The following is a 14,923-nucleotide window of genomic DNA, read 5'->3' as shown; positions in this document are numbered from 1 at the left end:
CAATCATTCGTTTTCAACGCGGGCCGCTATGGGTGCGCGCAGACGCGACACGCCGGGAACTTGACGATCTCCGCGACGAGGGCATACTGTAAGCCACAGCGAGGTTGACATACTCGCTAATTGTGGTGCAGAAAAGTCCTTGCATTCTTGGATCTGTGCCCCTAAGGTGTGGCCTCACGCTCTGCTCGGCCCCGGCACCGTCAACCCCTCTCCCTGAGCCTGTCTTCCGAACCGAACTTCGGCAGGTGTGGGCGCCGACGTCGAGACTAAGACTGGTCACCCCCTAGGAAGGACCGCCATGACCCCACCGAGTTCAGCGACCCCAACAGGGCCCCTTCTGGCGAGGCGGCAGCGGCGCTCGCTATCCAGGACGCCTCTTGGGAGCGAGGTGCCGAACCTTCTTGATTTGCAGGTCGACTCGTTCGACTGGCTCGTCGGCAACGACGTGTGGCGCGCCCGCGTCGCGGATGCCCTGGAGGCCGGACGCACCGACATCAACACGAAGTCCGGTCTGGAGGAGATCTTCGAGGAGATCTCGCCGATCGAGGACCTCTCCGAGACGATGTCGCTGAGCTTCCGCGACCACCGTTTCGAGGAGCCGAAGTACACGGTCGAGGAGTGCAAGGACCGCGACGTCACCTACGCCGCGCCGCTCTTCGTCACCGCCGAGTTCGTCAACAACGAGACCGGCGAGATAAAGTCCCAGACCGTCTTCATGGGCGACTTCCCGCTCATGACCGACAAGGGCACCTTCGTCATCAACGGCACCGAGCGCGTGGTCGTCTCCCAGCTCGTCCGTTCGCCGGGCGTCTACTTCGAGCAGACCCCCGACAAGACGTCCGACAAGGACATCTTCAGCTGCAAGATCATCCCGTCCCGCGGCGCGTGGCTGGAGTTCGAGGTCGACAAGCGCGACATGGTCGGCGTCCGCCTCGACCGCAAGCGCAAGCAGAACGTCACCGTCCTGCTGAAGGCCCTCGGCTGGACGAACGAGCAGATCCTCGAGGAGTTCGGCGAGTACGAGTCCATCCGGCTCACCCTGGAGAAGGACAACACCGCCAACACCGACGAGGCGCTGCTGGACATCTACCGCAAGCTGCGCCCGGGCGAGCCCCCCACGCGCGAGGCCGCGCAGGCGATGCTCGACAACTACTACTTCAACCCGAAGCGGTACGACACCGCCAAGGTCGGTCGCTACAAGATCAACAAGAAGCTCGGCCTCTCCCAGCCGTTCGACCAGCAGGTGCTGACGATGGAAGACATCGTCGCGTCCATCCGCTACGTCGTCGCGCTGCACGAGGGCAAGGAGACCCTGGGTGACCTGCCCGTCGAGACCGACGACATCGACCACTTCGGCAACCGTCGCCTCCGCACGGTCGGCGAGCTGATCCAGAACCAGCTCCGCATCGGCCTGGGCCGCCTCGAGCGCACCGTCCGCGACCGCATGACGACGCAGGACATCGAGGCGATCACGCCGCAGACGCTGATCAACATCCGCCCCGTCGTGGCGGCGCTGAAGGAGTTCTTCGGCACCTCGCAGCTGTCGCAGTTCATGGACCAGAACAACCCGCTGGCCGGCCTGACGCACAAGCGTCGCCTCTACGCGCTCGGCCCCGGTGGCCTGTCCCGCGACCGCGCCGGCATGGAGGTCCGTGACGTCCACCCGTCGCACTACGGCCGCATGTGCCCCATCGAGACCCCTGAAGGCCCGAACATCGGCCTCATCGGCTCGCTGGCGTCCTTCGCCCGCGTCAACGCGTTCGGCTTCATCGAGACGCCGTACCGCAAGATCGAGAACGGTCACGTCACCGACCAGATCGACTACCTCACCGCCGACGAGGAGGACCGCTACAACATGGCCCCGGCGAATGTCGCCGTCGATAAGAGGGGTCGGCTCCAGGACCAGCGGATCACGGTTCGTGCCCGAAGGGGAGACATTGACGAGGTGTCCGCCACTGACGTCCAGTACGTCGATGTGTCGCCGATGCAAATGCTCTCTGTGGGGGCTGGGTTGATTCCTTTCGTGGAGCACGATGATGCGGGCCGTGCGCTGATGGGCGCGAACATGCAGCGCCAGGCCGTCCCGCTGCTCCGCAACGAGGCCCCCTACGTGGGCACCGGCATGGAGTACCGCGGCGCGGTCGACGCGGGCGAGGTCACCGTGGCCAACAAGGCCGGCGTCGTGACGTCGGTCTCCGGCGACATCATCGACGTGATGAACGACGACGGCACGCAGACCAGCTACCGCATGGCGAAGTTCGTCCGGTCCAACCAGACGACCTGCATCAACCAGCGTCCGCTGGTCGCCGACGGTGACCGCGTCGAGGTGGGCACCCCGCTCGCCGACGGCGCCTGCACCGACAACGGCGAGATGGCCCTGGGGCGCAACCTCCTCGTGGCGTTCATGCCGTGGGAGGGCCACAACTACGAGGACGCGATCATCCTGAGCCAGCGCCTCGTCCAGGACGACATCCTCACCTCGATCCACATCGAGGAGCACGAGATCGATGCCCGCGACACCAAGCTGGGCCCCGAGGAGATCACGCGCGACATCCCCAACGTCGGCGACGACATGCTCGCCGACCTCGACGAGCGCGGCATCGTCCGCATCGGCGCCGAGGTGGGCACGGGCGACATCCTCGTCGGCAAGGTCACCCCGAAGGGCGAGACCGAGCTGACCCCGGAGGAGCGCCTCCTGCGCGCCATCTTCGGCGAGAAGGCCCGCGAGGTCCGCGACACCTCGATGAAGGTGCCGCACGGCGAGACCGGCACGGTCATCGGCGTCCGCGTCTTCGACCGCGACGAGGGCGACGAGCTGCCGCCGGGCGTCAACCAGCTGGTCCGCGTCTACGTGGCCCAGAAGCGCAAGATCTCCGACGGCGACAAGCTCGCCGGACGCCACGGCAACAAGGGCGTCATCTCGAAGATCCTGCCCGTGGAGGACATGCCGTTCCTCGAGGACGGCACCCCGGTGGACATCGTCCTCAACCCGCTGGGTGTCCCGAGCCGCATGAACGTCGGCCAAGTGCTGGAGACGCACCTCGGCTGGATCGCGCACTCCGGCTGGGACATCGAGAACGTCGACGAGCCCTGGGCCAACCGCCTCAAGGACGTCGGCCTCGGCCACGTCGAGCCGCAGTCGAACCTCGCCACGCCCGTCTTCGACGGCGCCAACGAGGAGGAGATCGCGGGCCTGCTCGAGAACGGCCTCCCGCAGCGTGACGGCCTGAAGATGGTCGACGCCGGTGGCAAGGCCCAGCTCTTCGACGGCCGCTCCGGCGAGCCGTACCCGGAGCGCGTGGGCGTCGGCTACATCTACATGCTGAAGCTGCACCACCTGGTCGACGACAAGATCCACGCCCGTTCGACCGGCCCGTACTCGATGATCACGCAGCAGCCGCTGGGTGGTAAGGCGCAGTTCGGTGGCCAGCGCTTCGGTGAGATGGAGGTGTGGGCGATGGAGGCCTACGGCGCCGCCTGGGCGCTGCAGGAGCTCCTCACCATCAAGTCCGACGACGTCCCCGGCCGCGTGAAGGTCTACGAGGCGATCGTCAAGGGCGAGAACATCCCCGAGCCCGGCATCCCCGAGTCCTTCAAGGTGCTCGTCAAGGAGATGAAGTCGCTCTGCCTGAACGTCGAGGTCCTGAGCTCCGACGGCACCGTGGTGGAGCTGCGTGACTCCGAGGACGACTACCACCGCGCCGAGGAGTTCGGCATCGACCTGTCACGTCGCCCCGACGCGTCAGCCCACGTCGAGGATTGGGATGGTGGCCGATGAACGGGGGAGTTCCACGGATCTCGGCGTTGTGCTGGTATGCCCACGACCCTCGGGCGCTGGCCGACTTCTGGGCGGCACTGCTGTTCTGGCAGATCCACGACGGCTATCGCGACCCGTTTGACCCGCGACGGTTCGTCGAGATCCATCCCGACGCTGGTTCTGGGCCCATACTGCGCCTCCATGCGAAGGGGAGCGCAAGAGGCGACTCCCCGGGCGCGCATCATCTCCACCTCGCGAGCAGATCCCACGCAGACCACGACCAGACAGTGGCAAGGGCGCTCCTCCTCGGAGCCACGGACGCCTACGGACCCTTGTGCGGCGATGACGACCATGACGCGTTCGTCGACCCCGAGGGCAACGCGTTCTGCGTCCTGCATCCGCACTACAGTGCACCCGTCGATGCCGGGCTCCTCGCAGAAGTGGTTTGTGAGGGGTCGCTCGAGAACGCACGCTTCTGGAGCGCCATCCTCGGCGCGCCCCTCCTGCCCTCGGGCTGGGACCAACGCGCCACCATCCATCTCATGGATGCAGGATTCTCCATCTCTTGGACCGGCGAAGAAGAGGAGATTGCGCCGGGCGACTCAGGGCTGCAGGCGCACTTCGACTTGGAAGCGTCCGAGGACACCACCCAGGCAGGCGAACAACGTAGGCATCGCGCACTGGGTGCCTCGGCTGGAGGCGCCACAGCACTGTGCGGCGCGGCCATGGCGGATCCCGACGGCGTCCGGTACTTCCTAGCTCCGACTCCCTGAGGCACCAGTTCACCAAGAGCGCAGCGTCCGTGCGCAGCCCAGTGCTTCCTAGGCACGGAGTTCGTGCTGGCCAACGTGACGCTCTACTGGTTGACCGCCAGCGCTGGGTTCCGCCTTCGATGGCATCGAGCACCCGGTGACCGGTGTTGTGTCCTGCGCGTGCCTGGTGGACGACCTGGGTGAGCCGTGGTCGGTCGAGGGGAGCGTCGCGCGGCCGTCCGTCTGGGGGCTTGGCGCGTGACGCCCCTGGCGAGACAGCGTCGGCGTCGGCTCAGCGAGGCGTGCCCGGTGTGCGACCAGCCGTGGACCGAGCATGCGCCGCACCTTGGCGCTTGCCAAGCATGCCGCGTCAGGGGCTCATCGGTGACCTGCCCGGTTCACATGCCGCCGGCTCATGAGCAGCAGGATGGCGGGCTGCACGCATCTTGAACACGCTCACCGGCGTCAGCCTCCAGGGCGGGCGCGGATACACCGCCACAGGCCAGCAGTTGAGTCCAGCACAGTGGTGTACGACCCGGTGATCGTGACCGTGTCGCTCTCGTTCTAACGGGGTCGCAGTAGCGACGGGCACTACTGCCCCCAATAGTGCGCGCAATATTGGACGCCGTACTGCCCGCAGTAGTGGGGCCGTATGCAACATACGAACCCGAAAATGCAAGATTCGACCGTTCTCGACAACCGCAGTAGTGGGCCTACTACTGACCCCCACTACTGCGGTGCGAGCTTGGAACCCTCGATAGGATGCTCGCGAGGCAGCGCTGCAAGGCCGCTTGCGGCCGGCGGGGTTGACTCGCCAGCTCCTCCAAGGGCAAGACCCGTGTGGCAGCCTCTCCCCCTCACCTGACAGTGACTTGCACGCGGCCGTGGAGGACGCCCGGATCCAACAACTTCCGGTCAACGATGAAGCCCACATCGCCTCGTAGGGCAACCCCGATCAAGGTGCCCACAGAACCCAGCTGATCGAGCTCGCCTGCCACCATCACATCGACGTCCAGGTGCAACAACTCGCACCCCGTATCGAGAGTGCCCCCTGCACCGGAGATGGCCAAGACCGCGGACGCCGGCGCCGCGGCGGTGAACTCCGCCCCATCGGGGAGCTGCTCCCATCCGAGCTGTGCGTACCTCTGGAGGACGTGGTCGACCACCTGGGCGGACCGCGGACCCACGCCGAAGTGGAAGGCGTCGACGCTGGGGCGGACGGTGATGACAGGCTCCGCCTCGCTGCCGGCGATGTGGTGGTGAGCGAGTCCAACCACCGTCGTCGGCTCCGGGAGGGTGCTCTCGCCGGCCATCTGCCACAGTGCAGCGCCCTCGTTGACGCAGTCAGGGTGCGCGAGGTGGCCCTGTACCGTCCACGCGCCGAAGGGGCCCGCGGCCGCGGCGGTCAGGGCGACCCAGGGGGCGGCACCCAAGGTGGTCCTGCAAACCGCGCAGCGGCCGATGCCATCGAGTCTGGCTGCAGCCAGAGCCAACGTTTCGGGTAGCACGCGCTCGAGCAACTCGGCCGGCCAGAACACGCTACCGAACGGTCCGCTGGTTCTTGCCGCTGGTCTTGCCCCCTGCCCCATGAGGGCAGTGTCGCACGCCCCGACGTCGCGGCCTGGGCCGTTTGGGTCACGCACCAGCACCTTGTCCTGGCAACGGAACGGGACAGAGGAGGACGACGCTGATGCTGGGCTATACACACGTCACGATGGGGGCAGCAGCTGGTGTTGCCACGCTTCCCTTCTTGGGGGCACAGAGCACCGAGCTGCAGGTGGGGTGGGTCGCGGCGTTCGCCGGGTCGGCACTGTTGGCCGATCTTGACCACCCCGGGGCCATGGCAAGCCGCATGTGGGGCCCTGTCAGTGGCCTCCTGTCCCAACTGATCAGTGGGCTGAGCGGTGGGCACAGGTGGGGCACTCACGATGTCGTGCTCGCCGGGCTGATCGCCGGCGGCCTGGGCTGGGCTGCCAGCTGGTCACCGGCCCTGGCCACCGCGGCGTTGGCGGTCTGCGTCGGACTCGCGCTGCGTGGTCTGATCGGACTGGGTGGCGGCCTGGTCCTGGGGTTGGTCAACCTCGCCGCATCATGGTGGGCAGCAATCCAGCTCGTCGGCAGTCCCTACGCCGGAGCGGTGCTGGAACTACTGCCCTTCATCCTGGTCGGAGGCATCCTTGTGCACGCCGCCGGCGACCTGCTCACCCCCGAAGGAATCCCGGTGCCGGTGCTGTGGCTCCGGGATCGGGCCGCTCGAATGAGCATCCCCGTGGTCAGGACTGGCAGCCTCCTCGAACAGACCGTGGTCGCACCCGCCTTCACCCTGCTGTTCTTTGGCCTGGCCTGGTTCCAGCTCGGCTCCCCGGATCTCGCCGAGCTGGCCCCCCTGCTGAGGTCCCTCATCCCCATCCTGTAACCGTCTGAGCCGACTTCTAGCCTGAGGGAATGTCGTCCCGCATCCACTCTGAGTTCGGCACCTTGGGTGAGCGGATCGCCGGTAGGCGAGCACCACGCAGGTGCCCGCAGCATGTGTGGATCCTCAGATCCGATGGCCCCCGCATCCCCGCCCTCCTCGTGGCTTGGAGTCAAGACGAGACCGGCTGGTCTGGGCACGTCATCTGGGCCGAGGACACCGGGCACATTCACCTTGAGGTCTTGCCCTCAGCTGATCTTCGCCCCGCCTGAGACAAGCCCCCCACCCAGACCGTGGCAAGCCTGTTTGAGGCAGGAACGACGCTCAGATCGGTCTTGCCACGGTTCCTCAGAAGTCAGGCGTGGCGGTGAGCACCAGCCATGTTGAACCGTCGTAGACGAGCTTGACGCGGGCGAAGCGTTCGGTGCTGGTGAGCGGCACCTCTCCCCCGGCTGGGACGTCTGCTGTCCGGTAGGGCACCGACACCTCGAGGGAGGTGGCGGTCCACCGAGTGACGCTGGGGGTTCCCGTGGAGGCCTCGTGGCGAGTCTTGCTCGTCTGGTAGCCGTCCCACACACTGCCGTCCGTACCGGCCTCCTCAGCCATGGCCGCGATGTCAACCCACTCCTGGTAGAACGAGGGGGCCATGTAGTGCTTGGACCGGGTGATGAAGTCGTTGAGTGCACCGTCGCCGTAGCCGTAGCTGTTGATGGACCTGACATACCCCACGGCTTGGTCCAGAGCCATGGCCACTGAGGCCGCATCGGGGGCGCCGGCTGGCGGATGGTTCGGGTCGAAACCGCCGACGTCGACACCCTCCTCCAGCTCGTGTTCGTGAAGGTCCGCGGATCCCTCCGAGTCGGTGGCGCTCGAAGGGGTGGCTGTCGGTGACGTAGCCGGCAGGGGCGAGGCCGGTGAGGGCACTGCAGGCTGATCGACGGGCTGCACGGTGGACGCCGCCGGCGCGGGCGCGGATGGGGCTTCCGCCGGGCGGTTCATGGAGAGGGCGATCAAGCCGGCGAGCAGGGCCGCTGCCAAGATGAGCAGGTTTCGCACGATGGTTCTCCCGTTCTCTACTCGGCCACGCTCACGTGGACGTGATCGAGGTGGTTGGCCACATCGGATCCGCGATCAGCCATGGGGCGCCAGGTCGGATTGGTGGGGGTCCAGATCTTCTGCTGCCAGATGATGTACTTGATCTTCAGCGAGGCGTGGTTGGCGATCAGGAAGTCGGACACGCGATCACCCAGCGCGATCTGGGATGGGTCGTGGTAGTCCGCGATCATCACGTCGATGGCCCGCCCGTGGGGGTGGTCGGAGGTGGCGATGTCCGAGGATGCCCGCCATCCGCCGATGAGGGTGATCTGAGGGAACAACGCGGCCACCGCGCGCTTGACGAAGATGGTGGCCGGGCTGAGTCGCTCTTCGGACCCGACCCAGCGATCGGACTGGGGCATCTCGCCGGGTGGGTAGACCTTGCCGAAGGAGCTGTCTCCGCACTCATCGTTGGGCCGGACCCCGTCGACCACGGCGAGGATGTCAGCGGCCACCGGTGCCCACTTGTCGTAGGCGTCGGGAAAGGCGGAGCGCTGGACCAGCTGGGCCGCACGCCCCATGGGCAGGGAGTCCCAGTTCGCGATGTGTATCAAGCCGGGGATCTGGTAGCCGACCGGACCGGCCGGAGTCACCCCCTGCCTCAGGGCAGCTGCATGAGCCTCGGCCGAGACGACCTGTCCGCGGAAGAAGGTTCGTGCGGCATTCTCGCTGTTGTTCAGCCAAGCCACGTTCTCGGCCTGGCTCATCCGAGGTCCGTACCAGCCGACCAGGGACCGCTGCTGGAAGTTGGCGACGTCCTGGTCGGCGTTGGGGGTGCGGATGCCCGGGTGGGCCCCGAGGTTCGATTCCTGCAGCTCGGTCATCAGGGCGATCTGGATGCCACGCTGCGAGATGCCCTCAGCCCGGCCGACACCGATCGTGACAGCTGCTTCCTCGAGCTGCTGGCGGGACAACGTCACCGTGACGCCTGTGCTTGTGCGGGAGGTCAGCGAGTCCGGGGTGGTCGACGCCGGCGACTCCGGGGAGGTCGACAGCAGCGGGTCGGCCGCGACGGGGCCCGATTCCATCGTGGTGGCGGCCACGTTCACCCCACGTTCCTTCATGAACAGGTCTGGGTCGACGTAGGTTCCCGAGACCTGGACACCGAAGTGGAGGTGCGGCGCAGTTGAGAGCCCGGTGGAGCCCATGGTGGCGATCTGCTGCCCTGTTTGGACCTGGTCGCCAACGCGCACCGTGAGGCTGCCCGTGAGGAGGTGCAGGTACTTGGTCGTGACTCCTTCACCGTGGTCGATCGCGACCGTGTTGCCTGCGCCGCCGTTGCAGGAGCCTCCCTCCACACATCCATCGACAGCCGCGGTCACGGTTCCGGACGAGACCGCCCAGATGGGAGTCCCGCGGGCGTTACCCAGGTCAACGCCGTTGTGCATCCGCCAGATCTTCAAGATGGGGTGGAAGCGCATCCCGAACGGGGAGCCAATCTGCCCGTCGGCGTCCAGGGTCGGCTGCGTCCACGCCCCGGAGATGGGTGGCCGGAGCAGGCAGGTGTTCTGGTCTTGCGAGGAGGACGCACCCAGGAGGGTGGCGACCAGGCCCATGACCATAGGACCCGCTGTCATGACGATCAGTGCCAAGGCGGCCGCGACCCCGCCAATGATCTTGGACATCATCGATCCTTCCGGAGCGACCCGGTACCGGATCGCCGGCTGCGGGCACGGTCAGCGAGCCGCTGCTGGAGTTGCTCGACGTCCGCGCGGGGCATCTTGGGCTGCGGCGCCTTGGGCTGCGGCGCCTTGGGCTGCGGCGCCTTGGGCTGCGGCGCCTTGGGCTGCGGCGCCGGGCGCGCTGACGGGCGCGCTGACGGGGTCGTCGGCGCGTTCGAGGGGACGGTGAACTTGCCCACACGGGGAGCAGAGGGCTTGCGACCGGTCGCCAGCTTGGCGCCCAAGGCTGCACGTCGGGCTGTGCGTAGAGTCCCGCCGGCCTTGGTCGCCACTCGCGCGACCGTCGAGGCTCCGCCGGTGAGGTACGAGGCCGCCGCGCTCGTCCCTGCACGGACGAGCGTCGCTCCCACCTTCTTGGCCCGCTGGGCGCGGGTGAGGCGTGGCGCGGGGGCGCCCTTCGACGTGCCTGCTCCCCCACCAGGGCCAGTAGGACTGGGGCCACCCCCGCCCGTTCCGGAGTCCGATCCCCCCGGTCCAGGCGGAAGTTCCCTGCGCTCGGGGCCACCGGGGAGCTCAGGTCCCCTTCTCGCGGCAACCAGCGGTGTCAGGCTGTCCCCGCCCACGACCTCGCCCGGGACCACGACGGAGGACGATGCGCCGCTGGTGGGGTGTGTCTGATAGGCGTACCCACGCCCCTGGGACGGGGTTGTGCCCAGACCGGAAGCGATGATGACCGCCTGTTGTCTGTTGTCGACGTAGGTCTGTCCTGTGCCGAGGGGGCGGCGGTTCCCTGCCATCTGGGCACCGAGCTGGCCCAGGTTCGCTGCGGTCCTGACCGCGGCGCCGACAGGATTCGGTGCCCACCTCCGGTCAGGGATCTGGGTCGGGGAGCCTCCGGGGCGCCAGGCCAGCCACTTGGCGATGCGCTGGGACATGCCCTTCAACTGGGCTCGTTTACGGACGAAGACGATGATCCCGACCACGAGGATGATGTCGACGAGTACGAAGGTTCGCGCAGGGTTGTCGCTTCCCTTGAACATGGCTTGGACCACGAGAAGGAAGACGCCGAGATAGACGCTGGTGAAGACGATGATGACGAGGGAGACGAACACCTCGGCGATCACCTGCAGGATCGAGCCACGGCTTCCGCCGGGGAGCAGCCCTGAGACCAGGGCCCAGATCGCGTGGACGGACTGGTACATCGCCCACACGCTGGCGGCCAGGACCGAGCCACCCAGGAGCACTGCGAGCAGCAGGATGATGAAGCCCGACGGCTGGAAGATCAGGGCAGATCCTGCCATGTTGGCGCTGGGTGCTGCCGCGTAGTCCCCGAGAGCCTTGTCGCAGGCTGCGATCTTGTCGCGCATGGTGCTGGCCGGCCCGTACGGACCTGCCTGTGCGGCCTCGTTGTAGGTCGCCTCACACGGCGTCCCGTCCACGACCTTGCCGTAGTTGATCATCTGCAGGGGCTGGCGGACGAAGACGTCGACGAGCTGGCCGGTCTGGGCTCGGCGGAGCGTTTCGGGATCCTTGTCCTTCGCGTCTCCAGTGGCCAGGGCTGCCACGACCTCTTGGCCGAGGTGGTTCGCGTTCACGATGTAGCCGTCAGGGCCTGCCACCATCCGCACGGGGTGGGCGAACACGCCGATCGCCAGCGACGAGATGATGCAGGCGATCAGGACGTCCCACAGGCCGGTTGCCATGCGTCCCCGCAGCATCCACAGGCCGGCCACGGCGGCCGTGATCGTCAGGAAGGTCGGGACCAGGCCGAGGTCGTTGACCACGCGCTGCAGGGCGTCGCCGATCTCCAGCAGCGGAGCTGCGATGAGCCCCATCCACTCCAAGCGCAGGACCCAGTCCAGGAACCACAGCACCAGGGCCACGAAGTTGCGGTAGTAGCTCCATGAGAAGTCGGTCACGGCCGACCAGAAGAACTTCTCCGGGTTGAAGGGGAATCCTGTCCCCCGATCGAGCGAGAGGTCGTGCTGCCAGATCGAGATCCCTCTCGTGTCCTGCAGTTCGATCCACGCGAGAGGTCCCACGATCGTGCCGGTGTCAGCGTGCGCGAGGGGAGCGCAGGCGATCATCAGGAAGGCGACCGCGGTCATGATGCCAGCAGCTCGTTCCCGCCACCTGTCGAGCAGGTGCTTGAGCTTGGTCCTCACGAGCTGGCCTCCCGGAGGAGGGTCGTGCGGGCGGTCGCCGTCCCACCCTTGGTGATGGCGGCTGCTCGTTCCTCTCGCGCCGGGAGCAGGATCTTGATCCGGCCGAGGTTGCCCGACATGTCGCGCATCGTGGCTTCACCCCGTCGGTGCAGGGGCGTCTCCCCGTTGGTGCTGAGCGGGGCGGTGTCCTCCCGCACCATCTCGACGAGGTCCTCGTCGTTCGGGTCGAGGTCCAGCCAGGCGAGGCCTCGCTTGGCCAAGGTCTTGTCGCGATGCCGCATCAGGATCCGCGTGGGGATGAGGCCGCGGAGGGTGGGTGATCCGAAGTCGGCCTCGGGGTCGTGGGAGTCGAGCAGGACCACGGCGCGGTGCTTGCGGCCATCCCTGATCAGGTCGACGAGCTCGCGTTCTCCCTCGAAGCTGATGGTCATCGCGTGTGCCTCGGACACCACGAAGCCGGACAGGACCGAGGTGTCGGCGAAGCACACATGCCGGGCGAGCGCTGCCACCAAGGCGTGGTAGGCGCGGCCGAAGATCTTCTCCAGTCCCATCTGCTCAAACAGGTGGGCGTGCTCCAGTTCCTCACGCGAGGGGAGCTGCAGCCCGTTCGTCCTGATGACCATGGCCCGTGTGGTCAGCGGCAGGGGCGGCACCGTCTCATCGAAGATCACCCGGCCCAGATCGCGACGTGCGAACACCCGGATCAGGCGCGCCATCTCGAGTGCGCCGGGCATCGAGCAGTCGTCGTGGAGATGCTCCACCAGTGCTCCCGAGGAGAGGATCTGGTGCCGCTCGAGGTACTCCGGATCAAGGACGTCGGACAGCAGGACGCCGCGCTCACTGGTCGGCCTGACGTCGAGCAGTGGGGTCAGGAAGCTCTGCATGAGTCGTCCTCCGAGCTTCGGCCCGAAGACCCGCAGCGGGTCCAGTGACCACTCGGGATCCATGCTGTTCACGACGACGGCCGAGGTGAGTTCGGAGGCCCACGACGCCCACTCACCCTTGTCGGTGCGATCGGCGATGACCAGCTGGCCGCCCCGGTCGACGACATCACCGGCGAGCTTCATCAAGGTCGCCGTCTTGCCGGAGCCGAGTTCACCCGCGACCGCTGCGCTGCCAGAGACGTTCTTGTCGGAGGCACCCTCCAAGTCGTGGAGGACCACTGAGGTGGGGCCACAGGGCAGGTTGACGTCCAGGAGGGGGCCGTTGGCGATGTTCAGGCCGAGGGCGGAGCCCTTGTTGTCGCCCAGCCGCACCGAGGCCAGGGGGATCAGTGCAGACAGGTTCCGGCTGGTCGTGATCTGGGCGAACTCACGGACAGCGGCCGTGGCAGCCACCCCGGGCTGCATGGCCCACCACAGTTCCTCCTGGTAGCCCAAGGGTGCGATGAGCTTGTAGCCGGGATGTCCGAACCAGCCGGCCAGGGCCTGCGCCTGGAGCCGGGATGACTCCGGCGTCGGACCGCTGACGGCGCAGATGATCGTCGCTTGGGCTTCGACCTCGAGCTTGTCGCTCTCCAGGACCTCCACGTACTCGGCGAGATCGGCTGCCACTCGATCGAGCATGTTGAGGCCGTGGCTCACTTCCCCGGAACGCTGTCCGTACTGCTCATTCAGGTTCCGCAGGGCGCGCTGGTTCGCGGCCTGGACGGACTGGCTCGATCGGATGGAGAGGCGAATGGCCCAGTCCACGTCGACGCCGGACTCGTCGATCCGGCCGATCACCTCAGATCCGGGAAAGGTCATCCCGTTGTCAGGGACCGCGGACACCACCATCATCGACTGGTAGGACGCAGGTGCATCCCCCACCGTGCTGGCGTCGCTGACCTTCAAGTACCGGCGCTTCAACGGGTTCAGCCTGCTCGTGGGCCCATCGAAGTCGCTCTGTCCACCCTCATCGAGGAAGGGCTCCACGAGTGCTGCCCCAGAGCGGGGGACGAGCAGCTGCTCGGCCAGCAGATCGTCAGCGTCAGGCAGGTCCAAGTCCTGGAAGAGCCCGCGCATGACCGAGTGCTGGTGGAGCCAGACCATCTGCGCCACCGTGGCCGGCTGCGGCGCGAAGGGCGCGGGGATGCTCTGTGCCACCTGGGCAGCCTGGGCAAGACGTCGATCAACGTCTTCTTCGGCAACCGGGTTCCGTGGCAGGCCCATCCTGTCCCTGAGCCCAGCCATACCGGCACGGAACGGCTCCACAAAGCGATCGGAGGAGCGATCCATCCCCAAGGGCACCGACAGCCAGTAGACCCGCTGCCCGGGACCGATCTGGTCCAGGGTGTCCAAGGTGGCGTTGCACTCAGCCACCCAGTCCGGGCACGCCTCCAAGTCAACGTCGTCGAGCATCTGCGAGACAACGACCGCGGGATCCAAGCCGCATCGGATCCCCAGCAACAGTGACTCGCCCGGGAGCGCACGGAACAGCGCCTGGTGCAGGCCTCTGACGGCTGCCTTGTCCTTGGTGGGCCGCAGCCCATAAGGCAGCCCCGTGAGGATCCAGTCAGCCCAGACCATCCCAGAGCGGGTCCACCGAAGGTTCCCGGCCATGTCTCGCGTGGGGGTGCGCATGTTGATCAGTAGTCCTTCTCTCGGTTGGGTGCACCCGCAGCAGCCAGCAGCTGCTGCACGCCAGTCAGCGCTGGCATCGGGTGATGGGTCACCGCCTCGGGCGGATCGGGTGGCACGGATTCGGGGGGGATGGGCTGCGTTGCGCGAACCACCAAGGTCGAGCGTGCGACGTGGGGTCGGTTGAGGCGGACGTCACGGCCAGCGAACTTGCCCTGGCTCGGTGCACTGATCGCCCCGATGAACCCCCAGGCAACGAGCAGTGGGTTGCGCATCCCGAAGGGGATCTGTCCTGCCAAGAGGACCGACCCGTAGGCGGCCACGAGCAAGATGCCGGCGTTGCCCAGCAACCCGAACTGGCCCCACCAGTCAATCGTCTGGCTGCCGATAATCAGCACCGCGGCCCCGACACCGGCTTGGGTGTAGGTGTAGGGGCCACCCCAGATTGTGGTGCCATCCGCTGTCTTGCCGATCAGCTGAGGGAACCTGCGCGCACGGGTGTACCACTTCACCACCTCAACGCGGTCGTCCGACGAGGCCTCTGATGCCACGGTGGGATCC

The 14,923-nt window shown here is 67.0% G+C and carries 9 protein-coding genes; 3 read left to right on the top strand and 6 right to left on the bottom strand.

All coding sequences use genetic code 11. The annotated features are described in order from the left end of the window. Positions 1 to 298: 298 nt before the first annotated feature. Positions 299 to 3,778 (top strand): DNA-directed RNA polymerase subunit beta, encoded by a 3,480-nt coding sequence (gene rpoB / locus H5397_RS09340; RefSeq protein WP_182816860.1) that lies wholly within the window; start codon positions 299 to 301, stop codon positions 3,776 to 3,778. Further along, a complete protein-coding gene (locus tag H5397_RS09335; protein WP_182816858.1) occupies positions 3,775 to 4,530 on the top strand; it encodes a VOC family protein in 756 nt (251 codons plus the stop codon). Before rpoB ends, H5397_RS09335 begins: the two co-directional genes overlap by 4 nt. An 836-nt stretch (positions 4,531 to 5,366) precedes the next feature. Here H5397_RS09335 and H5397_RS09330 read toward each other — a convergent pair. Further along, entirely contained in the window at positions 5,367 to 5,822 is a 456-nt protein-coding gene (locus H5397_RS09330) for a hypothetical protein (protein WP_182816856.1), read from the bottom strand. A gap of 377 nt (positions 5,823 to 6,199) precedes the next feature. On the opposite strand from H5397_RS09330, the gene H5397_RS09325 reads away from it, so the two are divergent. Then, positions 6,200 to 6,925, top strand: coding sequence for a metal-dependent hydrolase (locus H5397_RS09325; protein WP_182816854.1), 726 nt, complete (start codon positions 6,200 to 6,202; stop codon positions 6,923 to 6,925). A 345-nt stretch (positions 6,926 to 7,270) separates the two neighbouring features. Here H5397_RS09325 and H5397_RS09320 read toward each other — a convergent pair whose 3' ends face one another. From H5397_RS09320 to H5397_RS09300, 5 genes are all read right to left on the bottom strand, one after another. Further along, complete coding sequence (locus H5397_RS09320) at positions 7,271 to 7,960, bottom strand: hypothetical protein (protein ID WP_182816853.1); 690 nt, start codon at positions 7,958 to 7,960, stop codon at positions 7,271 to 7,273. 35 nt (positions 7,961 to 7,995) lie between these two features. Beyond that, positions 7,996 to 9,642 (bottom strand): M23 family metallopeptidase, encoded by a 1,647-nt coding sequence (locus H5397_RS09315; protein WP_182816851.1) that lies wholly within the window; start codon positions 9,640 to 9,642, stop codon positions 7,996 to 7,998. Next, positions 9,642 to 11,804, bottom strand: a complete 2,163-nt coding sequence (locus tag H5397_RS09310) for an integral membrane sensor protein (RefSeq protein WP_182816849.1) — start codon at positions 11,802 to 11,804, stop codon at positions 9,642 to 9,644. Before H5397_RS09310 ends, H5397_RS09315 begins: the two co-directional genes overlap by 1 nt. Further along, positions 11,801 to 13,888: an ATP-binding protein gene (locus H5397_RS18850; RefSeq protein WP_220492153.1), complete on the bottom strand. Its 2,088-nt coding sequence runs from the start codon at positions 13,886 to 13,888 to the stop codon at positions 11,801 to 11,803. Before H5397_RS18850 ends, H5397_RS09310 begins: the two co-directional genes overlap by 4 nt. 482 nt (positions 13,889 to 14,370) lie before the next feature. Beyond that, positions 14,371 to 14,913: a hypothetical protein gene (locus H5397_RS09300; protein ID WP_182816845.1), complete on the bottom strand. Its 543-nt coding sequence runs from the start codon at positions 14,911 to 14,913 to the stop codon at positions 14,371 to 14,373. Positions 14,914 to 14,923: the final 10 nt, after the last annotated feature.

Source organism: Propioniciclava sp. MC1683, from assembly GCF_014164675.1.
GTDB lineage: Bacteria > Actinomycetota > Actinomycetes > Propionibacteriales > Propionibacteriaceae > Propioniciclava.
The sequence above is the reverse complement of the archived record's forward strand: the minus strand, read 5'-3'. Positions and strand labels throughout refer to the sequence as shown.